This window comes from Pseudomonas sp. 2835 (genome assembly GCF_050435905.1).
Classification (GTDB): Bacteria; Pseudomonadota; Gammaproteobacteria; order Pseudomonadales; family Pseudomonadaceae; genus Aquipseudomonas.
The window spans coordinates 30439-53757 of sequence record NZ_JBNDLE010000022.1; the positions used below are offsets into that span (position 1 = coordinate 30439).

Genomic DNA, 23319 nt, shown 5'->3' on the forward strand with positions numbered 1-23319 from the left:
GTTTAGCCCTCGATGTCGTAGGCGGCGTCGAAAAACGCCTGCTCCAGCGCCACGCTGCGCAGGAAGAAGTCGCGGCTGATCTGTGCCTGAGCGGGCCCGACCCGGTCCAGCTCGGCGCGCAGGAAGGCGACGAAGTCCTGGAAGGCCGGGTTGTCGTGCAGGGTGATCCATTCGGCGTGCTCGAAGCGCGGCGGCAACTGCTTGTTGGCCCGCAGCGCCCAGTCCAGGTACAGGCCTTCGGCAACGTTGAGCACTGCCAGGGCAGCGGCGTAGGAACGGGTGGCTGCCGCTTCGCGCATGATCGCCTTGAAGCCTGCGGTCGGCACCGAGTCCGGCGCCTCAAGGCGCTGCGCCTCGCTGACGCCCAGGGCTTCGAAGGCGCGCAGGAAGTAGGTGTTCTCTTCACCGGCAATCACCCCGGTAAAACGCCCCAGGCGAAGGCGCGCCTCAAAGGTGTCGGCGCTGGCGATGGCAGCACCGAGCAGGGTCAGGAAAGCATCGATGAAGCGGTGGTCCTGGATCAGGTAGTTGACCAGCACCGGGTCGGCCAGGCTGCCGTCGAGCAGTTGGTTGACGAAGCGGTGTTCAATGCACTGGGTCCAGCTCGGCTCGCTTTGCTGGCGAAGGCTGTCGGTGAAGCGCGCGGTCATGCTGTTGTCCTTTTTATCGTGACGACAGCGGGGCCGGTGATGTCTGGCATGGTCGGCCCCGCAGTGAGGCCGGCAAAAAGGCAGGTGCACAATACCCATCCCTTCGCCGGCATGATCCGGATCAGGTTCGAAGGGTCACCGCGCTGCACATGCCAGCGGTTTCTCAGCCCGTTGCCGGGCTCCCCTTGGTGGCCGAATCTATACAGCAAGGGCCGGCGATTGTCACGCGCCGGGCTAATGGATGCTTGAGGCCAGCTCGAAGATCGGCATGTACATGAGGATCACGATCAGGCCGATCAACAGGCCGATGAAGGTCATCAGCAGCGGTTCGAACAGGCGCACGAACCACTCGATCCAGCGGCTGATTTCCTCGTCGTAGAAGTCGGCGCTGCGCTCCATCATCTGCCCGAGGTTGCCCGATTGCTCGCCGGCGCGCAGCAAGCGTAGCGACACCGGCGTCACCAGGTGCCCGGCCTCCAGCGCCGCCGACAGCGAGAGGCCCTCCTTGACCCGTTCACCGGCCTGTTCCAGCCGCAGGCCACTGGCCGCGCCAAGCAGGCCGCGGGCCATGGTCATGGCGGTGAGGATCGGGATGCCGCCCTGCAGAAGGATCCCCAGCGAGCGGTAGAAACGCGCCAGCTCGTACATCACCAGGCGCTTGTGCAAAGCCGGCAAGCGTTCCAGTTGGCGGTTCAGCCAGCGCCGCACCCACGGCTCGCGGCGCAGGGCAAACAGCAGCACCATCAACACGACGAAGCCGCTGCCGATGGCCATCTGGTTGGCGTGCAGGAACATCCCGGCCTGCATCAGCCAGCGCGACATCCACGGCAGCTCGGTGCCCAGGCCTTCGAACACCAGGCTGAAACGCGGCACCACGTAGCCGAGCAAAAACAGCACCACGCCGCCGCCGACCAGCAATAACAGCAACGGGTAGATCGAGGCGCTGATGATCTTCTGGCGCACTTCATCCATGCGCTGGCGGTAGGCGACATAGCGGCCGAGGGCATCACCCAGGGCGCCGGTCTTCTCGCTCGATTGCACCAGCGCCACGTACAGCGGTGGGAACACGCTGGGCAACTGCGCCAGGGCCTGGGAGAACGACTTGCCCTCGTACAACAGGCGTACCAGTTCGCCAAGGGTCTTGCGCGCCTGGGGCGCAGTCTCTTTTTCGGCCAGGCTCTCGAGTGCGTCGATCAGCGGCAGTCCGGCGTTGAGTAGGGTGGTCAGCTCCTGGCTGAACAGCACCAGGTTGAACATCTCGCCACGCCGCCAGCGCAGGCCGGCCAGGCGCTGGCAACTGCGTACGCTGACCACCCGCAAGCCCTGTTGCTCGACCTGCTCGCGGGCCTGGCCGGCATCCTCGGCGTCGACCTGAAGCAAGACCACACCGGCTTTGCCCAGGGCCTTGAGTTCGTAGCGCATGCGCATGCCCCCCGGTTATTGCCAGCTGGTGATCTCGGCGTTTTCGCCATCGCCGCCGGGCTGGCCATCCTTGCCCATCGACAGCAGGTCGTATTCGCCGTTTTCACCGGGCTGGCGGTAGATGTAGTTACGCCCCCAGGGGTCTTGCGGGACCTTCTTCTGCAGGTACGGCCCCGACCAGCGCGTTTCGTCGCTGGGCGCCACCACCAGGGCCTGCAGGCCTTGCTCGGAATTGGGGTAATGCCCCACTTCCAGCCGGTACAGGTCCAGCGCCTTGCTCAGGCCTTCGATTTGCGCCCGGGCCACCTTGGCTTCCGAGCGCCCCAGCTGGCTGAAGTACTTGGGGGCAACGATGCCGGCCAAAAGGCCCAGCACTACCAGGACTACCAGCAGTTCCAGCAGGGTGAAGCCGCGTTGCGCGCGATGGTTGTTGTTCATAGCCAGGCCCTCCACAGGTGCGCTGCCAGGGCTTATGCAAATGCCGTGCGCGTCTGCGGCGGGCCTTTGCCGTACGGCCCTGGCAAGGCGGCACAGTGCTTGCGTCAGGAGGCTAAAGCCCTGGCAATCGGGGCATATGCCCCACTTTCTGGGGGACGCAACGGGGAGGGTGGCACGATGCGCTGGCTCACTGCGGCAATCCTGGCCTGGCTGGCCACAAGCAATCCGGCTCAGGCCGATGTGTACATCTCGGTCAAGGCCGATGGCAGTTATGTGTTGAGCAACGTCCACCGGCCGGGGCGAACGTACCAGCGGGTCATCAGCGAAGCCGTGAACCTGGCCAGCAATGGCCCGCAACTGATCACCGGCATGCCTTACGCCGAAGTGGTTGCGGCTGCCGCCAAAGCCCACGACCTGCCGGCCGCCTTGCTGCACGCGGTGATCCAGGCCGAATCGCGCTACGACCCCAATGCCCGCTCGAGCAGTGGCGCAGCGGGGTTGATGCAGCTGATGCCCGACACCGCCAAGGAAATGGGCGTGAAAAATGTCCTCGACCCGGCTGCGAACGTGCAGGGCGGAGCGCGCTACCTCAAGCGCATGCTGACCCTGTTCGACAACGACATCACCCTGGCGGTGGCTGCCTATAACGCCGGCCCAGATGCGGTGCTGCGCCGTGGCCGGGTGGTGCCGCCGTTCGCCGAAACCCAGCGCTATGTGCCCAAGGTGCTGCGCCAGTACCGGCGACTGCAGGGCCTGGCGGTGGATGCGCCGCTGTGAACGGCAAGGCCGGTGCAGTCAGCACAAGAGGCGTTGACTGGATTGCGACCGCTGCGCGCTCGATCGCTGGCAAGGCCAGCTCCCACCGGGCTCCGTGTACGCCGATCCATTGTGGGAGTCGGCGTTGCCGGCGATGAGGCCGGTGCAGTCAGCACAAGAGGTGTTGACTGGATTGCGACCGCTGCGCGCTCGATCGCAGGCAAGGCCAGCTCCCACCGGGCTCCGTGTACGCCGATCCATTGTGGGAGTCGGCGTTGCCGGCGATGAGGCCGGTGCAGCCAGCACAAGAGGTGTCGCCTGGATTGCGACCGCTGCGCGCTCGATCGCCGGCAAGGCCAGCTCCCACCGGGCTCGGTGTACGCCGAGCCATTGAAGGAGCCGGCCTTGCCGGCGATGAGGCCGGTGCAGTCAGCACAAGAGGTGTTGACTGGATTGCGACCGCTGCGCGCTCGATCGCTGGCAAGGCTAGCTCCCACCGGGCTCCGTGTATGCCGATCCATTGTGGGAGTCGGCGTTGCCGGCGATGAGGCCGGTGCAGTCCGCACAAGAGGTGTCGCCTGGATTGCGACCGCTGCGCGCTCGATCGCCGGCAAGGCCAGCTCCCACCGGGCTCCGTGTACGCCGATCCATTGTGGGAGTCGGCGTTGCCGGCGATGAGGCCGGTGCAGTCAGCACAAGAGGTGTTGACTGAATTGCGACCGCTGCGCGCTCGATCGCCGGCAAGGCCAGCTCCCACCGGTCCGTTGAATGCAGATCCACTGTGGGAGCGGGCTTGACCCGCGATGAGGCCGGTGCAGTCAGCATTAGATGTGGCTGAATTGCGACCGCTGCGCGCTCGATCGCTGGCAAGGCCAGCTCCTACAGGTCCGGTGCATGCAGGTCCATTGTGGGAGCCGGCCTTGCCGGCGATGAGGCCAGTGCAGCCAGCACAAGAGGTGTTGACTGGATTGCGACCGCTGCGCGCTCGATCGCTGGCAAGGCCAGCTCCTACAGGTCCGGTGCATGCAGGTCCATTGTGGGAGCCGGCGTTGCCGGCGATGAGGCCGGTGCAGTCAGCACAAGAGGTGTTGACTGGGTTACGACCGCTGCGCGCTCGATCGTCGGCAAGGCCAGCTCCCACCGGTCCGTTGAATGCAGATCCAATGTGGGAGCGGCGGTGCGACGACTCGACTTGACCGGCGATGAGGCCGGTGCAGTCAGCACAAGAGGTGTCGCCTGGATTACGACCGCTGCGCGCTCGATCGCCGGCGGCTGCTCCTACAGGTCCGGTGCATGCAGGTCCATTGTGGGAGCCGGCGTTGCCGGCGATGAGGCCGGTGCAGCCAGCACCTCAGGTGTTGACTGGATTACGACCGCTGCGCGCAGGCCCCCCCGATTAGTGGGGAATACCGGGGAATCCCCCCCAATCGAGATTCATTCAGCTGTGTAAGTGTTTAAAAAACAACAATAAAAAATCTGGCATGGGCCTTGCTCAAGCCCTTCCAGAGTCCCCTTGCACCACCGAGGCACGCCATGATGACTCCAATCAAAGGCTCAGTCCTGACTTCACTGCTGATCGCTGCCGCCAGCCTGGCCTGGCAGCCGCTCAGCGAAGCCGCCGTGCGCTGTGAGCGCAACCTGGTGGCCAACGTGGTGGCGCTTGACCAGCCACTGATGTTCAACCGCCTCGGTGCGCAGAATGCCAACGGCATGATGTTCGCCCTGCGCCGCGACGTGGTCGACGAGCACCAGGTGTCGCTGGCCATCGGTGGCGCCGCAGTGCCGGGCAAGGTCAGCCTGCGCCCGGACAAACGCCCGCGGCCGATCGTGCTGCGGGTGGCGGCAGGCGACTGCCTGACCATCAACCTGCAAAACCTGTTGGCCTACCAGGCCAACCCGAACAAGCACGGCATCGACCACGAAGAAGAGAACGAGGTCGAAGGCGAGGAAAACGAAGCTGAAGAGAACGAAGCCGGTGAAGGCAACGAGCAGGGCGGCGAGCACTTTATCGCCGATGAGCAGGTCAGCGACCGCCACGTCGGTTTCCAGGTCAATGGCATGCAGGCGGTCAACAGCATCGGCGATATCGCCGCCAATACTGGGCGCAATGGCAACTTCTTGATCGCCCCCGGCGCCAGCCGCTCCTACACCCTTTACGCCGAGCGCGAAGGCGCGTTTGCCGCCACCAGCCAGGGCGCCACCTTCGGCGGTGAAGGCGCTGCCGGCAACGTCGCCAACGGCCTGTTTGGCCAGGTGGTAGTGGTGCCCAAAGGCGGGCGCACCTTTCGCAATACCCTGACCGAAGAAGAGATGCGCCTGAGCAGCAGCGGCCGCACCCCCACCGGCCAGCCGATCGTCGACTACCAGGCGCGCTACCCGCAGCAGGAACCCTGGATCCGCGAAGGCAAGGCCGGTTCGCCGATCATTGCCATGACCGATGGCAACGAGATCATCTCCAGTGAATCCGATGCGATCGTCATGGGCCCCAACGCCGATGGCAGTTTCCCGGCCTCGACCTACCCGCTGGAAAGCATCGGCAAACGCAACCCGGCGATCCCCAACCGCCTGGAGCCGTTCCGCGATTTCGCCGCGCAGTTCACCGATGAAGCTGCCTCCACCCAGGCCTTCCCCGGGTACTGGGCGGACCCGGTAATGGGCCATGTACTGGAACCGACCCGCGACTCGTTCATGATCAACTACGGCTCCGGCGGCATGGGCGCGGAGGTTGTGGCCAACCGCCTGGGTGTGGGGCCGATGCATGACTGCCTGTCGTGCGCCTATGAAGAGTTCTTCTTGAGTTCGCACACCGTCGGCGACGTGGCGATGCTGGTGGACGTACCGGCCAACGTTGGCCTGGAGAACATCCGCCCGGGCCAGACCCCGAGCGCCGAGCAGGTCGGGGTCAAGGCGACCATGGCCCTGTACCCCGCGGAGCCGGCCAACGTCAACCACAGCTACATCGGCGACATGGTCAAGTTTCGCAACACCCACAACGGCCACGAGCAGCACATCTTCCACCTGCACGGTCATCAGTGGCTGTTCAACCCCAATGACGACAACTCCGACTATGTTGACGCCCAGGGCATTGGCCCGGGTGTCGGCTACACCTACGAAATCGCCAACGGCGGCTCGGGCAACCGCAATCGCGTGGCCGGCGATGCGATCTACCACTGCCACTTCTACCCGCACTTTGCCCAGGGCATGTGGAGCATGTGGCGGGTCCACGATGTGTTCGAAGAAGGCACCCGCCTGGAAGTGTCGGGCCAGAGCGAGAACGGTTTTCACAGCGTGCCGTTCGCCCTGCGCAGCGGCAAGCCTGCTGCCGGCGCCCGGGCCTTGCCGGACGGCGAGATCATCGCCGGTACACCGATCCCGGCCATCGTGCCGTTGCCCGGCAAGGCCATGGCGCCGATGCCCGGCAAGGTCGCAGTGATTCCCAAGCTGGCACAAACCCTGGTTGCCGAAAACCATGACGACGATGAGCAAGAAGAGGGCGATGACGACGCCGGCCATGACGACGCCGCACCGCGCGCCGTCGGCTCCCTGGCCCTGGTCGATCGCAGCGAGGCCAACCGCAACGCCGACGGCAGCCTGAAGAACCCGGGCTTTCCGTTCTGGATCGGCGGCATGGAAAACACCGTCGGCCAGCGCCCGCCAACCCCGCCGCTGGACATGCTTGACCCGGCCAAGGCACAACAGCTGAAAAACACCGGCAACGCCCTGTGGGCCAACCTCGACCCGGCCCAGGTCGGTGGCTGGGACGGTGGCCTGCCACGCCATGCCCTGGACGGCCTGTCGGCCGGCGGCGAGGCGCTGGTGACCACCACCGCGCTGGACTTCACCAAGGCGATCACCAAGGCCAAGGCGGTGTTTTTGCCCGAGGAGGGCACCGACGTCGAACAGGCGGCCATGAGCTTCCATGCCAAGCTGGAACACCCAAGCTACGCCGTGCTGCCCGGCAAGCAGACCGTAGCGCGCAACTTTCGCACCAACGGCGCCGCGCCCACCGCTGGCGCGCCGTATTACGAGCCGTGCATGGACGACCGCGCCAAGCGCCTGACCCAGTTGTCCGGCGCTGGTGAGTTCAACAGCGGCGAGCGCCTGGACGGTATGAGCTTTACCGGCAGCTCGACCTTCACTGCCGACCGCCCGCGCATCTACAAGGGCGCCAACATCCAGTTCGACGCGGTGTACAACAAGGTCGGCTATCACTTCCCGCAGGCGCGGATCATCAGCCTCTGGGAAGACGCCTGGGCGGTGATCAACAAGCAGCGCCCACCGGAGCCGCTGGTGATGCGCATGAACACCTTCGACTGCGTGATGTACCAGCACACCAACCTGATCCCCTCGTACTACGAGATGGACGACTACCAGGTGCGTACGCCAACCGACGTTATCGGCCAGCATATCCACCTGCCAAAATGGGACCTGACCGCCGCTGACGGCTCGGCCAACGGCTGGAACTACGAGGACGGTATTCTTTCCCCTGGCACCGTGGTCGAGCGTATCCATGCGATTCGCGAGTTCAATGAATGCCGCGCCGGCGACCCGCGCGAAGGCACGGCCGAGTGCCCGGTGGCCAAGGCGCACCCGTTCTTCGGCCGCTACGGGCGCGCCGACTGGCTGGGCGCGCGCACGGCCATGCAGCGCTGGTTCGTCGACCCGGTGGTCAACGTGCATAACGTCGACCGTGGCCTGGGCACCATCTTCACCCACGACCACCTCGGCCCATCGACCCACCAGCAACTGGGCCTGTACGCCACGGTGCTGGCCGAACCTGCCGGCTCTACCTGGTACCACGCCGAAACCGGCGAGCTGCTGTACAACAGCGCCCTGCGCGAAGACGGCGGGCCGACCTCGTGGCAGGCGGTGGTGAAAACCGGTGACCTCGACGGTGACGGGCGCAACGACAGCTACCGCGAGTTCTTCCTCGAGTACAGCGACTTCCAGCACGCCTATGAGGCGGGCGTCTACGTCGGCGCAGGCCCGGACGGCATCCCCAATGCCCAGGCTTACCCGGCCAGTGCCGACAGCTTCCGCTACGCGATCAACCCGCCCGTACGGCAGAAGGCCTCGAACCTGCTGGAGTCGGTGGTCGAGTCGCGCGGCGGGCTCAACCCGGGCTGCCCGAGCCGGCCGTGCCCGCAGGCGATCTCGGTGGATGACCCGGGCATGTTCGTCGTCAACTACCGCAACGAGCCCTTGGCCTTGCGCGTCTACGACCCCAACAAGGTTGCCCCCGACGGCAAGCGTGGCATGCAGGCCGACGGCCTGGCCGGCGATCTCGCCTATGCCATGCAAAGCCGCACCGACCGCGCCATCCCGGCCATGAACCTGTCGCCGGCAGCGATTAGCTCAGCCGTGGGTCCAACCGGTGGCACCACGCTGTTCCCGCCGCACATCAACGCCGCCGGGGCCGAGCCGGGTGACCCGTTCACGCCGATGCTGCGCACCTACTCCGGTGACAACGTGCGCCTGCGCATGCACGCCGGTGGCCATGAAGAGGAACACAACGTGACCTTGCATGGCGTCAAATGGCTGCAGAACGGCTCGGGCTTTGGCAACAGCTCGAACTCCGGCTGGAAGGCCTCGCAGATGGTGGGCATATCCGAGCAACTGGGCTTCATGGCGCCAGTGTCGATGATCTCCAGCGCGTCGGCGCCCAACGGCGACTACCTGTACTCGCTGGACGCCGCCCACGAAGGCTACTGGAACGGTATCTGGGGCGTCATGCGCAACTACAGCAACAGCCGCAACGACCTGTTTGCCCTGCCCAACAACCCGTTGCCGATGGCGGCGCGCAACACCGTGGCGTTCGACGGCATCTGCCCGCGCTTTACCGCCAACACCAACGGCATCGGCACCCGGCCAACGGTGCAGCGCAGCTATGAAGTCGTCGCCGCCCTGGCCAACGACATCCTTGGCAATTCGCTGGGCGTAAGCATCACCGACCCGGCCGGTGCCGGCCAGCATGTCGGCGGCCCGCTCAAGGCCAATGGCGGCACCCTGGTATACAACAGCCGGCGCACCAGCATCCCGCAGGTGACGGTGACCGACCCCGAGGATGGCGAGACCTTCACCATCGGCGGCCACAGCGGGCCACTGCACGACCCGACGGCGATCCTCTATGTGCGCAAGGCCGACCTCGACCCCGGCACCGGCAAGCTCAAGCCCGGCGTGCCGATCGAGCCGCTGGTGCTGCGCGCCGCTGCCGGCGAGTGCCTGAAGGTCACCCTGGAAAACCGCCTGCCGCTGGTCATGCCCGACCTGCCCAGCACCGCGGTGATGCAGAACGTGGTCAAGCGCGACCGCAATGGCAGCGAAGGCTCCACTGCGTTCAACAACAACCTGATGCGCCCCTCCAGCCATGTCGGCCTGCATGCCCAGTTGCTGGCCTACGACATCACCAAGTCGGACGGTGCCAACGTCGGTCAGAACCCGGTGCAGACCGTGCCGCCACGCGCCGGCAACAGCGGCGCCTACCCGAGCAAGGTCTACCAGTACTACGCCGGGCACCTGGAGCGCGAAGGCAAGCCGGTGCTGCAGATGGGCCGTGCGGTGGACAACATCAACACCACCGCCATCGAGTTCGGCGGTCTGAACATCACCCCGGCCGATGTCATCAAGCAGGGGCAAAAGGGCCTGATCGGCGCCATGAGCATCCTGCCGCTGGGCGCTACCTGGAGCGAAGACAGTGCAAGCCGCGCCTCGGCCACGGTGCAGGTGCCGGGGCAAGCCGCCTACCGCGACTTCGCCACTTTGTGGCAGCGCTCGCTGAACATGCGCTGGGCCGATGGCCGTCCGGTGGAAGGCATCGCCACTGAAGGCAACGGCGTGCCGGGCGATCCGAAGGACAACTCGAACATGGCCATCAACTACAAGACCGAGCCGTTGTGGTTCCGTTTCGGCCTGGCCCCGGATGCGCCGTTCGGCCATGCCGATGGCAGTGGCTGGGCCGACGTGCCGAACGCCCATATGGCCTACAGCAACGCCCTGGTCGGCGGCGATCCGCAAACCCCGGTGCTCTGGGCCAAACCCGGCCAGCCGCTGCGCAACCACGTGCTGATGCCCACCGGCGGCAGCCGCGGCATCACCTACCAGCTCGACGGGCACTTGTGGCCGCTGCATGCCTACCAGCCTGAGAAGGCCGACCCGGGCGGCTACCCGATGTACCAGCCCGGTATCGGTTCGGTGCGCTTTGGCTACAACCCGCAGGCCATGTACATCGGTGCCCAGGAGAGCGTGCTGCCGGCCGCGCACTTCAGTTTCATGCTGCCCAGCGCCGGTGGCAGCAACGCGGTGCCGGGTGACTACCTGTTCCGCGACTACGCCGCCTACGGCAACGCTTCCGGGTTGTGGGGGATCCTGCGGGTCACCAACGAAACACCACCGGCCACGCCGCCAGCACAGTGAGTGAGGGGAAGGTCATGAACAACAAGAATCGACCGCTGTACCTGGGCCTGCTGGCGGGCCTGACACTGATCGGCCTGGGGGTGAGTTACGAAAGCCTGTGGTGCGACCCGCGCAGCGAGCTGGCCGAGCGTGATCCGCAGGGCCTGCATAGCCTCAGCCGCGACGGCGTTAACGTCGAGTTCGAGGCCCGGCCGCTGGGCACTGGTGGGACATTGACCGAAGGCAGCTTCGCCAATGTGCGCTTCAAGATCACCGACCAGAACAGCGGCCAGCCATTGTCGGGGGTGTCCCCCGGCGCCTGGCTGGACCCGGCGCTGAGTGGCGAGGCCGCCAAGGACCGTAGCACCAGTTGCAAGGCGCGGGTGGCGCTGTTTCTCAAAAGCAGCATCGGCGCACGGCCCTTGCTGGACCTGAACAGCTACTTCCTGCTGGTGCTGAACAAGGACGCCAGCCTCACCGTGATCGATCCGTCGGTGTCGGTGGGCGGCGTCACCAGCACCCTGGCACGCATCGAACTGCCGGGCACGCCGATGGACTGGGTGGCGAGCAAGGATGACAAGCAGGTCTACGTGTCGATGCCGGAGCGCGGCGAGGTGGCGCTGATCGACACCGAGACCTTCCAGCGCGTTGCCAACCTGCCGGCCGGCAAGCAGCCGCTGCGCCTGGCCATGCAGCCCGACCAGCGCCTGCTGTGGGTCGGCAACAATGCCCGCGACGCCGAGAGCAGCGGGGTGACAGTGATCGACGTGCCCAGCCGCAAGACCCTGAAGTTTTTCGCCACCGGTGCCGGCCACCACGAAATCGCCTTCAGCAGCGATTCGCGCTACGCCTTTGTCAGCAACCGCGACAGCGGCACCCTGAGCGTGATCGACGCCAGCGAGATGCGCCTGGTGAAAACCCTCAAGGTCGGCTCGCACCCCTTGTCGGTGGCCTATTCGCCGCTGTCCCAGGCGGTGTACGTGGCCGATGGCCGCGACGGCAGCATCAGCGTCATCGATGCCCGCAGCCACACCCAGCGCCACCTGATCGAAGGCAAGCAGGGCCTGGGGCCGATGCGCTTCAGCAATGACGGGCGCTTCGGCATCGTCCTCAACACCCTGCAAAGCCAGGCCATGGTCATCGATGCCAGCAGCGACCGGCTGATCCACAGCCTGCCGGTGGCCGCCGAACCCTACCAGCTGACCTTCACCCAGGCCTATGCCTATGTCCGCGGCCTGGCCTCGCCCAAGGTCAGCATGATCAACCTGGCAAGCCTCGGCGAAGGCCGCCAGCCGATCGTCCAGGGCTTCGAAGCCGGCCCCGCCGCGCCGCGCCAGGCCGGTGACCTGCCGCTGGCCCAGGGCCTGACCGTGGCCCGCGACGAGAACTCGGTGTTTGTGGTCAACCCGGTGGACAACACCACCTACTTCTACGCCGAAGGCATGAACGCGCCGATGTCCGGCTACGCCAACCGTGGCCACAGCGCCCGCGCCGCGCTGGTCATCGACCGCAGCCTGCGCGAGGTGGCGCCGGGGGTGTACAGCTCGACCATCAAGCTGCCGGCCGCCGGTACCTTCGACGTCGCCTTTTTGCTCAACCAGCCGCAGATCATCCACTGCTTCAGCACCGAAGTGGCGGCTTCGAGCAGCGCCCCGCACCGGCAGACGCCGCGGGTGGAGTTTCTCATTGGCCCCTCGGTGGTGGACCAGGGCCGGCCCGTTGTCGCGCGCTTTCGCATCAGCGAGGGCAACGGTACGCCGCGCACCGGAATCAAGGACCTCAGCCTGCGCTACTTCCTCGCGCCCACCTCGCGAGCCCGTACCAGCGTGGTCCGCGAAGTGGGCGAGGGCATCTACGAGGCGCCGCTGGAGCAACTTGAAGTCGGCGCCTGGTACCTGCACGTACAGGCGCCGTCGCTGGGCAAGCGCTTTGCCGAGAACAACTACACCAGCCTGCGGGTAATGCCTGCCGGCGCACAGCAAGCATCCGACGCCGGACCAAGGAGTGTGCAATGAAACTGCTCGATCGCTGCAGACTGTTCAGCCTCTGCCTGCTTGCCGCCAGCTGCGGCTTCGCCCAGGCCCACAACGGTGTCGACCACAGCGCCCATGGCGCGCCCGCCGCCCACCAGGAAAAGACCTCGGTGCGCTTTGCCGACGTCTCGCTGCTCGATCAGAACGGCATGCCGGTGCGCCTGGAAAAGGACCTGGTAGCCGATCACCTGGTGGTCATGGGCTTTATCTACACCAGCTGCACCACGGTGTGCCCGGTGGTTTCCTCGATCATGGCCAAGGTGCAGAAGCAGCTGGGCGGGCGGGTGGGCACCGAGGTACAACTGGTGTCGATCAGCGTCGACCCGCAACGCGACGATCCCAAGCGCTTGCTCGGCTACGCCCAGACCTTCCAGAACGGTCCGGGCTGGAGCTGGCTGACCGGCACCCCTTATGCGATCAACGAAACCCTCAAGGGCCTGGGCAGTTTCAGCGCCGACCTTGGCCAGCATCCGCCGCTTATCCTCGTCGGTGACGGTCACAGCGGTCACTGGACGCGTTACTACGGCTTTACCGATCCGCAGCTGCTGATCAGCGAGATCGATCGCCTCAGCGCCCGCCGGGTGCACGCCAAGCACACCGCCATTGCCCAGGAGGTGCAACCATGAGCGCCGTCAGCCGTGGCATGCGCAGCACCGACTGGATGGCCCTGGCGCTGTGCCTGTGGATCTTGAGCTCAGTGGCCCTGGCCCATGAAGGCCATGGCTCACCACCGCCCAACGCCACCCCGGCGACGGCCGAGGGCGGGACCCGTGACGCCCGCACGTACTTCACCGACACCGTGCTGCAGGACCAGAACGGTCGCAACTTGCGCTTCTACGAAGATGTCCTGAAAGACCGGGTGGTGCTGCTGAATGTGATTTTCACCCACTGCAACGACGCCTGCCCGCTGATTACCCGCAAACTGCGCGAGGTGCGCGAGGCCCTGGGCGAGGAGGCGGCCAGCAAGGTCACCTTCATTTCCCTGAGTAGCGACCCGCAGAACGACACCCCGGCGGTGCTCAAGTCCTTTGCCGAAAAACAGGGGGTGGACAGCGCCAACTGGCTGTTCCTCACCGGCGACAAGGCGCAGATGGACCGGGTGCTGGCGCGCCTGGGCCACTTGATTCCCAGCCCCGAGCAGCATTCGACCCAGTTGATCGCCGGCGACGTGGCCAACAAGCGCTGGAGCAAGATCCGCCCGGACGCGCCGGCGCAAGCCATCGCCCAGCGCCTGCAACTGCTGTCGCAACCCTTGGCGGGGCGCTGAGCCATGGGCGCGCGCCTGGGCATCGGCCTGCTGTTGAGCGTGCTGCTGGTCAGCCCGTTGGCCTGCGCCCTTGAGCTCAGCCCGCAGGAACAGGCCGGCAAGCGCCTGTACCGCGAAGGCCTGTCGAGCAGAGATGCCCAGGTGGCGGCGCGGGTTGGCGCCGCCGAGCTGCTGGTGCCCGCCAGCGTCGTGCCCTGTGCCAGTTGTCATGGCAACGATGGCCTGGGCCGGGCCGAGGGCGGGGTGCGTCCGCCGTCGCTGAACTGGCAACGCCTGGCCGGCGGGCAGGGCGCGCGTCAGGCCAATGGCCGCCGTTATCCGGCCTATTCCGAGGCCAGCCTGGCCCGTGCGATCCAGGAGGGCCGCGACCCGGCCGGCAACCGCCTGGACCCGGCGATGCCGCGCTTTGTCCTGAGCATGGCCGACCAGCGCAACCTCAGTGCCTACCTCAAGCGCCTGGCCGATGACCGCGACCCGGGGCTGGAGGAACAGACCCTGCGCCTGGGCACCTTGCTGCCGGCCCAGGGCCCCCTGGCCGAGCCTGCGCGAGTGGTGGCGGCGGTATTGACCGACCGCATCGAGCAGATCAACCGCCAGGGGGGTATCCATGGCCGCAGTTTGCAACTGGTCAATCTCGATCCCGGCCCCGATCAGGCCAGTGCCGAACAGGCGCTGGGGCAACTGCTCGAGCAGCAGCGGGTATTTGCCCTGGTCACGCCGATGGCGCCGGCCCTTGATGCCACGCTGGCCGCGCGCCTGGAGCAGGCGCGCCTGCCGTTGATCGGCGCCGCCCCGCAGCTGGCCGGCAGCCGCCAGGTGTTCGACCCCTTGCCCGGGTTGCGCGAGCAGTTGCTGAGCCTGGCTGACTTTGCCCAGGGCAGCCTGTCGTTGCAGCAGGCCCAGGTGACTATCGTCTATGCCGAGGCCAACCAGGCCGCGCTGGCGGCCAGTTTGCGCGAGGCCTTGCTGGCGCGCGGCTGGAGCCAGGTCAAGGTCGAGGCCTTCGAGCAGCAGGCGCCGACCGGGCAGGCGCTGTTCTATCTCGGCAAGGCGTCGGCTTTCAGCCGCCTGACCGAAGCCTTGCAACAGGCCGGGCGCACGCCTTACCTGTTCGCCGCCTCAAGCCAGGTCGCCAGCGAGCTGCTGCTGGTGCCGCAGGCGTGGTCGCGGCGAGTGTTCCTGGCCTATCCGTTCATCCCCGGCGACTGGACGGCCCAGGGCCGCGAGGCATTGACTGCCATGCGCCAGCGCCAGGGCCTGGATGGCCGCCAGGGCTTGTTGCAGGTCAGTACCTGGTGCGCCATGCAGCTGCTCGAAGAAGCGCTCAAGCGTGCCGGACGCGATGCCAGCCGCGAGAAGCTCACCCAGGCCCTGGAAGGCCTGCACGACGTGCACACCGGCCTGACCCCGGCCCTGGGCTTTGGCCCCGGACGGCGTCACGGCCTGAACGGTGCACATGTGGTCACCGTTGAAATGCCCGGCCCGATGTTCTATCCGGTCGCCGCCTACCAGAGTGTCCTTGAGACGAGGTCGCCATGAACCGCCTGATGCCGTTGCTGCTGTGCCTGTTGGCTGTATCGCTGCACGCCGCGGACGGGCCGCCGGCGGCGCGGGTCAATGGCGTGGAGATCAGCCAGATGCGCCTGGAGCGCTATTTTGCCGAGTACCTGGAGGACCAGGGCAGGGCGCTGACCAGCATCCGCAACCCCAGCGTGTACAAGCGCTTGCGCGAACAGGCGCTGAACGACCTGATCGACCGCGAGCTGCTGTGGCAGGAAGCCCAGCGCCAGGGCGTGACGGTCAGTGATGCCGAGGTCCAGGCGCGCATCGGCCACCTGCGCCAGGCGTTCGGCAGCAATGACGTGTTCGAGCGGCGCCTGGCCGATGCCGGCTTTGACCCCCAGAGCTTTGCCGCCTACACCCGTCAGGAGATGGCCGCGCAGCAGGTATTCGTGGCTGCCAGCCGTGTGCCCGAGCCAAGCGCGGCGCAGGTGTTGGCGTTCTATGAAGCCCACGCGAAAACCTTTGCGCGTGGGCAGAACCAAAGCCCGAGCGACCCTGTCCAACGGGAGCAGGGACTTGCAATGGCTAAAACCCTTCTTCTCGATCAACTGCAGACGCAGGCGCGTCAGGCGTTGTTGCAACGCTTGCGCGACAGCGGTCAACTGCAGCGTATCGACTGAGCGCAGTACCGCCCCCACTATTGGGGGCAGGGCTAGGGGCAAAACGCCATCTATCCCCGGGATTGGGGAAGGGGCTAGCCCCCGTTTGCGTCTATGCTTACAGAATCAACGACATAGCACAGTGATTTGCGCCGTATCACGCCTGGCACGAAGCATGCGTAAGCCTCTACAAGGCCGCACTCGTGCCGGGCCGGGAAACCGGGCCAGCGATGCTTCAGGGAGTGGACCTTGGTGAACAGAGTATTGGTAGTCGATGACGAACAGACCCTTGCCGGCAATATCCAGGCGTACCTGGAAGCCCAAGGCCTGAACGTCCATGTTGCCCACGACGGAGCAAGTGCCATCGGCCTGGCCGAGCGCACCAACCCTGACGTGATCGTGCTGGATTATCGCTTGCCCGATATGGAGGGGTTTCAGGTTCTGGAGACTGTGCGCCAACAAGGTATGCGCTGTCATTTCGTGCTGATCACCGCCCACCCGACCGCCGAGGTCCGTGAGCGGGCCAGCCAACTGGGTGTCAGCCATATCCTGTTCAAGCCTTTTCCGCTGGCGGAACTGGCCCGCGCCGTCCTCGACCTGATGGGTATCAAGCGAGAAAACCGGCGCGCTGCCGACAAGGACACAGGGTTCGTCGAACGACGCCAGAGCAGGAGTGAGAGTTTCCCCCTGCAGTTGTTCGACGGTAGCTGGGTCCTGGCCGATCGCCGACGCAATGGCGCACGGCCTCCGGGGCCCGACGACGACCAACTGCTCACCGGGGAATAACGCGCGAGCAGGGCTGAACCAGGCTCTCCGCGCCCCGCGTCGGAGAGCATGCCATGGAACCGTTGTCGCTCGTTCCTCCCGTTGTAGCCAGCACCCCGGCGCCCCTTGGCCGCGCGCTGCTGGCCCAGGCCAGGGCCAGTGCCGAACTCAGCGGCGAGCGCCTGCTCGACACCCTGCAATCGCTCAGCGGCCTTGAGCCTGCCGACTTTGTCCAGTGCCTGGGCGCCACCCTGCATTACCCGGTGCTCGATGGCCCGGCGCTGTTCGCCGCCACGCCAGTGTTCGAGCGGGTCAGCCTGGCCCTGTGCCTGAAACGCGAATTCATCCTCCTCCAGTGTGCCGGCCAGACCCTCGGGGTGTTTGCCGACCCCTTCGATTACGCCCGCCTGGCCTGGATCGACGAGTGCCTGCAGGGCGCGCCGCTGTACCTGGTGCAAGCCGCCGAGCTCAAGGGTTTTCTGGCCCGTCATGAAGAGAGCTTTCACGCCGTCGATTCGCTGGACACCGAAAACGAAACGGTCAACGAGCTCGACGGCCTGCAGAGCCTGTCGCTGGCCAGCATCAGCGAAGACCAGAGCCGGGTGGTCAAGCTGGTCAACTCGACCCTCTACGATGCCCTGAAGATGCACGCCAGCGACATCCACCTGGGCGTGACCGGCAGCGGCCTGGTGATCAAGTACCGCATCGATGGCGTGCTCAACAGCATCAGCAAGGTCAGCGGCAGCGAGTTCGCCGACCAGGTGATCTCGCGGATCAAGGTCATGGCCGAGCTGGACATCGGCGAGAAACGCGTGCCCCAGGACGGTCGCTTCAAAATCGGCATCAGCGCCCGCCAGATCGACTTCAGGGTCTCGATCATGCCAAGCATCTTCGGCGAAGACGCGGTGCTGCGGGTGCTCGACAAACAGGACCTGGCCGATCGCGTCAGCGGCGTGCAACTGCAGGCCCTGGGTTTTGAACAGCAAACCCTGCGCAGCCTGCGCCGCCTGGCCAATGAACCCTACGGGATGATCCTGGTCACCGGCCCCACCGGCAGTGGCAAGACCACCACCCTCTACGCCATGATCAGCGAGATCAACCACGGCGTGGACAAGATCATCACCATCGAAGACCCGGTCGAGTACCAGTTGCCAGGGGTGCTGCAGATCCCGGTCAATGAAAAGAAAGGCCTGACCTTCGCCCGCGGCCTGCGCTCGATCCTGCGCCACGACCCGGACAAGATCATGGTTGGCGAGATCCGCGACCCGGACACCGCGCAGATCGCCGTGCAGTCGGCGCTAACCGGCCACCTGGTGTTCACCACCATCCACGCCAACAACGTCTTCGATGTGATCGGCCGCTTCAGCCAGATGCAGGTCGACCCCTACAGCTTCGTCTCGGCGCTCAACGCGGTGTTGGCCCAGCGCCTGATTCGCCTGGTCTGCCCGCATTGCGCCGCCGCCCGGCAACCCAGCGAGGAAGAGCTCGTCGCCTCGGGCCTGGAGCCTGGCCAGGTTGGTCATTACCGCTTCGTTCACGGCAGTGGTTGCGGTCAGTGCCGGGGCAGCGGCTACCGCGGGCGCACGGCGATTGCCGAGCTGCTGCACCTGGATGACGACCTGCGCCAGATGATCGTCGAGCGCAAGCCCCTGGCGCAAATCAAGACCCTGGCCTGCCAACGCGGCCTGCGCCTGCTGCGCAGTTCGGCGCTGGAACTGGTGCGCGATGGCCGGACCACCCTGGAGGAGATCAATCGTGTCACTTTTATCGCCTGATCGCTTTATCGCCGTGCTCGGCGCCCAGGGCGTGGGTTTGAGCCAACGCCAGGGAACCCATCAACAGTGGCTCGGCAGCCTGGACTTTATCGCCGAGCGCAGCCAGGCCTGGGCGGTGGCCCTGGAGTCGCTGCAGCACCTGCTGGCTGAACAGCCGTGCCAAGGCGCGCAGTTGCAGGTGCTGCTTTCGGCCCAGTACAGCCGCTTCTGCCTGGTGCCCTGGAGCGTTGCCATCAGCCGCCCGGACGAGCTGCAGCACTATGCCCGGGCCTGCTTCGAGGCGCATTACGGGCAGAGCCTGGAAGGCTGGCGCATCGTCGTCTCGCCGGAAGCGGCCGGTTGCCCGCGCATCGCCAGCGCCACGCCGCAGGCCTTGCTCGACCAGCTCGATGCCCTGTGCCGCAGCCTGGGGATGCGCCTGCGCTCGGCGCGGCCTTACCTGATGGCGGCCTACAACCACTTTGCCGAGCAGTTGGGGCAGGGCGACTTTCTCTTCGTCCTGGCCGAGCCGCAGCGCAGCGTCTGCCTGCTGGCGCAGAACGGCGCCTGGCAGCACGTCAGCGCCCAGGGCTGCAGCGACACTGACCAGGCCCTGCAGGCCTTGATCGCCCGCCACAGCGAGCTGCACCAGGGCGACGGGCAACTGCCGGTGTACCTGCATACGCCCGGGCGCCTTGAGCCAGTACCGGCGCTGGCGGGCGTGCAACTGTGCGAGCTGGCGCCAGCGCCGCTGGCGGTACGCGACGTGCTGTGCAGCATGTCACGGGCGGTGGCTTGAAATGCGCCGCCTGATGCTGGAACTGCAGCCCGCCCGCACAGGTTGGCCCGCCTGGGCGCTGCTGGCATGCGCGCTGAGCCTGCTGCTCGGCACTGCGCTGCTGCAGCAGGGTTTTGATCAACAACAGGCCGGGCTTGAACAGCAACTTGAACAGCTCGACCGGCAACTGGGCAAACGGCCTCAGGCCGAGCAACCGCTCAATGCCGCACAAAGCCGCGAGCAGGCCGAGAAACTGGCGCAGATGCGCAGCGTCTCGCAGCAGCTGCAACGGCCCTGGGAGCGCCTGTTCAACATGCTCGAAGGGCTGCCGCAAGACGACGTCGCCTTGCTCACCCTGACCCCCGACGCACGCAAGGGCCAGCTGCGCATCAGCGCCGAGGCCCGCGACCTGGAGGCCATGCTGGCCTTCCACAAGCGCCTGGAAGCCAGTGACGAGCTGCACGATGTGTCGCTGCTCAACCACGAAATCATCGCCAAGCAGGCCGAGCATCCGGTGCAGTTCAACCTGTCGGCCACCTGGGAGAACGGCAATGCGCATCCCTAGCCTGATCCTCCATGAACGTGCCCGCCAGCTCGGCGTAGTGGGGCTGGCCGGTGCCGGGCTGCTGACCCTGGCCCTGCTGTATGGCGTTACTGCCTTGCTCGGCCAATGGCAGCAGTTGCAACAGCTGGAGCAGCAGCGCGACCAGGCCCTGGCCCAGCTCGTGCAGTTCAAGCAAGGCACGCTGAAGTTGCCGCAGGTGCCCAGGCACGAGCTGGAAGACTTTCACAAACAGCTGCCGGCCCAGCCTCAGGCCACCGTAGCCATCGACCGCATCTACGCCCTGGCCAAGGCCGAGCAGATCACCCTGGCCCGTGGCGAGTACGCCCTGGGGGTCGATCCCAAGACTCAGCTTGCGCGTTACCAGATCCTCCTGCCGGTGCGTGGCAGCTACCCGCAGATCCGCCGTTACGTGCATGCCTTGCTTGGCGAGCTGCCGGCGCTGGTGCTCGAAGACATCGACCTGCAGCGCAAGAAGATCGGCGACCGCGAGCTGACCGGGCGCATCCGTATGACCCTTTACCTGTCGAGGTCATGATGAACACTCAACGCAGCCTGGCCTGGCTGGCTTTTCTCGGCGCCGCCGCGGTGCTGGCCTGGGCGCCGGGGTATTTCTTCGACGAGGCGGCTGAAGACGGCGAGGCGGCTGTTGTGCGCGCCAACAAGGCTTCTGCAAGCGTCACTGCGCAAGTGCACAAAGCCGCCAAACCCGCCGCCTTGCAGCCCCGCGACCTGTTCCCGAGCAAGAGCTGGAAGCCGGCGGTGCAGGTCACCACTGTCACCGAACAGCCGGTGGTGATGGCCCCGGTGGCCATGGCGCCTGTCGCCCCCGCACTGCCATTTCAGTTCGTCGGCCGCCTTGATGATCGCGACGATAAGCAGGTGTTCCTGCAAAGCGGCGAAAAACTCTACGTCGTGCGCCGTGGCGACGTGATCGATGACACCTACCGGATCGAGCAGATCTCCGCAACGGAGCTGAGCCTGGTCTACCTGCCATTGCACCTGTCGCAGACCTTGTCTGTAGGGAGCGCACCATGAATTCGCCAAGGCTCAGCTACAAAGCGCCGTACCTGATGCTTGCCCTGTGTGTGGCCCTGGCCGGTTGCGGCACCTCGGGTGTACGCAAGGACGCCCAGGCCCTGATCGGTGAAGGCCAGTACGAGGCCGGGATCGCCCAGCTTGAAGACGCGCTCAAGGAACACCCGCGCGACACCGAACTGAACATCGCCTTGATCCAGGGCCGGCGCCAGGCGGTGGAGGCGCTGCTGACCCAGGCCGACAGCGACCGCAGCCGCCATGACTTCGGCGGTGCGCGCACAGGTTACGGGCGGGTGCTGACCCTGGAGCCGAACAACCGCCGGGCCCTGGATGCGGTGCGCCAGATCGAGCAGATGCGCAACCTTGGCGAGCGCATTGCCCTGGGCCAGGCGGCGTTGCGCAGCGGCGACCTGTTCGGCGCCGAGCGGCACATGCGTGAAGTGCTGCTGCTCGACCCGCAGAACGAAGGTGGCCTGGCCCTGCGCAAGGACATCGAGCTGGTGCAAAGCCGCACCGCCCAGCCCAACCCGCAACTGCGCAGCAAGCTCGAACGGCCGGTGACCCTGGAGTTTCGCGATGCCAACCTGAAGACCATCTTCGAGGTGCTGTCGCAGGTGGCGGGGCTGAACTTCATCTTCGACAAGGACCTGCGCCCGGACATGAAGGCGACCATCTTCGTACGCGATGTGCGCATCGAAGACGCCGTGGCCCTGCTGCTGGAACAGAACCAGCTGCACCAGAAGGTGGTGAACGACAACACCCTGCTGATCTACCCGGACTCGCCGCAGAAGATCAAGGATTACCAGGAGCTGGTAATGCGCACCTTCTACCTGACCAGCATCGACGCCAACACTGCGCTGAACATGGTCAAGACCATGCTCAAGACCCGCGACGTGTTCGTCGACGAGCGCCTTAACACCCTGACCATGCGCGACACTCCCGACGCCGTGCGCATGGCCGAGAAACTGCTGCAGTCCCAGGACCAGTCCAACCCGGAAGTGGTGCTGGAGGTGGAAGTGATGGAGGTCGCCCGTTCGCGGATCCTCGAGCTCGGCCTGCAGTGGCCCAACACCTTTGGCATCCTCAACGCCGACGGCAACCCGGTGGGCACCCTCGACCAGTTGCGCGGCATCAACTCTTCGCGCATCAGCATCGCCCCGGCGCCGCAAGCCAAGATCAACGCCCAGGACAACGACATCAACACCCTGGCAAGCCCGGTGATCCGTGTCAGCAACCGTGAACAGGCGCGCATCCACATTGGCCAGCGGGTGCCGATCATCAGCGCCACCTCGGTGCCCTCGACCCAGGGCCCGGTGATTACCGAAAGCGTCACCTACCTGGATGTCGGCCTCAAGCTCGAAGTGACCCCGGTGGTGCACCTGAACAACGAAGTGGCGATCAAGGTGGCCCTGGAAGTCAGCAACGCCAAGCCGCTGGAGCCGACCCGCCAGGGCACCATCCCGGTCCAGGTCGACACCCGCAACGCCCAGACCAGCCTGCGTCTGCACGACGGCGAAACCCAGGTGCTGGCCGGGCTGATGCGCAACGACCAGGGCGGCAGCGGCAACAAGATCCCGGGGCTTGGCGACATTCCCGGCCTGGGCCGGCTGTTCGGCAGCAACCGCAGCGACAACAGCCAGTCGGAGCTGGTGCTGTCGATCACCCCGCGGATCATCCGCAACCTGCCGTACCAGAGCCCGTCGGACATGGAATTTGCCACCGGTACCGAAACCAGCATGCAGATCCGCAACCTCAACCGCAGCATCGAGGTGGACGACGAGCAACCCATTGCCGCGGTACCGACCGCAGTGAGGCCGTAAGTCATGAAACGACCGATGGCAGGTTTCAGCCTGATCGAAGTGATGCTGACCCTGGCGCTGCTCGGGTTGCTGGCCTCGATTGCCGCGCCGCTGACCGAAACCCTGGTGCGGCGCAACAAGGAGCAGGAGCTGCGCACCGCGCTGTACCAACTGCGCGATGCCATCGACGCCTACAAGCGCGCCTTCGACGCCGGCTATATCGAGAAGTCCCTCGATGCCAGCGGCTACCCGCCGAACCTGCAGGTGCTGGTCGATGGCGTGCGCGATGTGCGCAGTGCCAAGGGCGCCAAGTTCTACTTTCTGCGGCGCATTCCCCAAGACCCGCTGCTGGCCGCGCGCAAGGACGACGAGCAGGGCGGCTGGGGCCTGCGTGCCTACGACAGTCCGGCGCAGAACCCGCGCGACGGTGAAGACGTTTTCGATGTGTATTCCCGGGCCCGTGGCAAGGGCCTCAACGGCATCGCCTACGGGCAATGGTGAGC

At 66.0% G+C, this 23319-nt stretch carries 18 protein-coding genes and 1 riboswitch; of the genes, 15 read left to right on the plus strand and 3 right to left on the minus strand.

Going from position 1 to position 23319, the window contains the following annotated elements; translation table 11 throughout:
* Positions 1–2: 2 nt before the first annotated feature.
* The 3 genes from ABIE20_RS23445 to gspG all read right to left on the minus strand — a co-directional run bounded on the left by ABIE20_RS23445 (position 3) and on the right by gspG (position 2510).
* Positions 3–650 (minus strand): TenA family protein, encoded by a 648-nt coding sequence (locus tag ABIE20_RS23445; protein ID WP_429507648.1) that lies wholly within the window; start codon positions 648–650, stop codon positions 3–5.
* Positions 651–731: 81 nt separating this feature from the next.
* Positions 732–846: riboswitch (TPP riboswitch) on the minus strand.
* Between the two features lie 38 nt (positions 847–884).
* A complete protein-coding gene (locus ABIE20_RS23450; protein WP_429507649.1) occupies positions 885–2072 on the minus strand; it encodes a type II secretion system F family protein in 1188 nt (395 codons plus the stop codon).
* A 15-nt stretch (positions 2073–2087) separates the two neighbouring features.
* On the minus strand, positions 2088–2510 hold the full coding sequence (gene gspG, locus ABIE20_RS23455; RefSeq protein ID WP_429507650.1) for a type II secretion system major pseudopilin GspG: 423 nt from the start codon (positions 2508–2510) through the stop codon (positions 2088–2090).
* Between the two features lie 177 nt (positions 2511–2687).
* Between gspG and ABIE20_RS23460 the strand changes: the two genes are divergently transcribed.
* The 15 genes from ABIE20_RS23460 (at position 2688) to ABIE20_RS23530 (ending at position 23317) form a co-directional block, all read left to right on the plus strand.
* Positions 2688–3287 carry a lytic transglycosylase domain-containing protein gene (locus ABIE20_RS23460; RefSeq protein ID WP_429507652.1) on the plus strand — a complete coding sequence of 200 codons (600 nt, stop codon included), beginning with the start codon at positions 2688–2690 and terminating at the stop codon, positions 3285–3287.
* A 1512-nt stretch (positions 3288–4799) separates the two neighbouring features.
* The gene (mnxG, locus tag ABIE20_RS23465; RefSeq protein ID WP_429507654.1) at positions 4800–10679 is read left to right on the plus strand and encodes a manganese-oxidizing multicopper oxidase MnxG; all 5880 of its coding nucleotides are present in this window, start codon (positions 4800–4802) and stop codon (positions 10677–10679) included.
* Between the two features lie 14 nt (positions 10680–10693).
* On the plus strand, positions 10694–12673 hold the full coding sequence (locus tag ABIE20_RS23470; protein WP_429507655.1) for a YncE family protein: 1980 nt from the start codon (positions 10694–10696) through the stop codon (positions 12671–12673).
* Positions 12670–13317 carry an SCO family protein gene (locus ABIE20_RS23475; RefSeq protein ID WP_429507657.1) on the plus strand — a complete coding sequence of 216 codons (648 nt, stop codon included), beginning with the start codon at positions 12670–12672 and terminating at the stop codon, positions 13315–13317. Before ABIE20_RS23470 ends, ABIE20_RS23475 begins: the two co-directional genes overlap by 4 nt.
* 17 nt (positions 13318–13334) lie before the next feature.
* Entirely contained in the window at positions 13335–13958 is a 624-nt protein-coding gene (locus tag ABIE20_RS23480; protein WP_429507727.1) for an SCO family protein, read from the plus strand.
* A 3-nt stretch (positions 13959–13961) separates the two neighbouring features.
* Positions 13962–15497 (plus strand): ABC transporter substrate-binding protein, encoded by a 1536-nt coding sequence (locus ABIE20_RS23485; RefSeq protein ID WP_429507659.1) that lies wholly within the window; start codon positions 13962–13964, stop codon positions 15495–15497.
* Positions 15494–16141 (plus strand): SurA N-terminal domain-containing protein, encoded by a 648-nt coding sequence (locus ABIE20_RS23490; protein ID WP_429507660.1) that lies wholly within the window; start codon positions 15494–15496, stop codon positions 16139–16141. Before ABIE20_RS23485 ends, ABIE20_RS23490 begins: the two co-directional genes overlap by 4 nt.
* 228 nt (positions 16142–16369) lie before the next feature.
* On the plus strand, positions 16370–16906 hold the full coding sequence (locus tag ABIE20_RS23495; protein WP_429507662.1) for a response regulator: 537 nt from the start codon (positions 16370–16372) through the stop codon (positions 16904–16906).
* Between the two features lie 53 nt (positions 16907–16959).
* Complete coding sequence (locus ABIE20_RS23500; RefSeq protein WP_429507664.1) at positions 16960–18660, plus strand: GspE/PulE family protein; 1701 nt, start codon at positions 16960–16962, stop codon at positions 18658–18660.
* A complete protein-coding gene (locus ABIE20_RS23505) occupies positions 18611–19438 on the plus strand; it encodes a hypothetical protein (RefSeq protein WP_429507665.1) in 828 nt (275 codons plus the stop codon). The genes ABIE20_RS23500 and ABIE20_RS23505 overlap by 50 nt, the downstream gene beginning before the upstream one ends.
* A 1-nt stretch (position 19439) precedes the next feature.
* Positions 19440–19982: a PilN domain-containing protein gene (locus tag ABIE20_RS23510; RefSeq protein WP_429507667.1), complete on the plus strand. Its 543-nt coding sequence runs from the start codon at positions 19440–19442 to the stop codon at positions 19980–19982.
* Complete coding sequence (gene pilO / locus ABIE20_RS23515; protein ID WP_429507669.1) at positions 19969–20517, plus strand: type 4a pilus biogenesis protein PilO; 549 nt, start codon at positions 19969–19971, stop codon at positions 20515–20517. The genes ABIE20_RS23510 and pilO overlap by 14 nt, the downstream gene beginning before the upstream one ends.
* On the plus strand, positions 20517–21017 hold the full coding sequence (locus ABIE20_RS23520) for a hypothetical protein (RefSeq protein WP_429507670.1): 501 nt from the start codon (positions 20517–20519) through the stop codon (positions 21015–21017). The genes pilO and ABIE20_RS23520 overlap by 1 nt, the downstream gene beginning before the upstream one ends.
* Complete coding sequence (locus ABIE20_RS23525; RefSeq protein WP_429507671.1) at positions 21014–22837, plus strand: secretin N-terminal domain-containing protein; 1824 nt, start codon at positions 21014–21016, stop codon at positions 22835–22837. Before ABIE20_RS23520 ends, ABIE20_RS23525 begins: the two co-directional genes overlap by 4 nt.
* 3 nt (positions 22838–22840) lie before the next feature.
* A complete protein-coding gene (locus ABIE20_RS23530; protein ID WP_429507672.1) occupies positions 22841–23317 on the plus strand; it encodes a prepilin-type N-terminal cleavage/methylation domain-containing protein in 477 nt (158 codons plus the stop codon).
* The last annotated feature ends 2 nt before the right edge of the window (positions 23318–23319 follow it).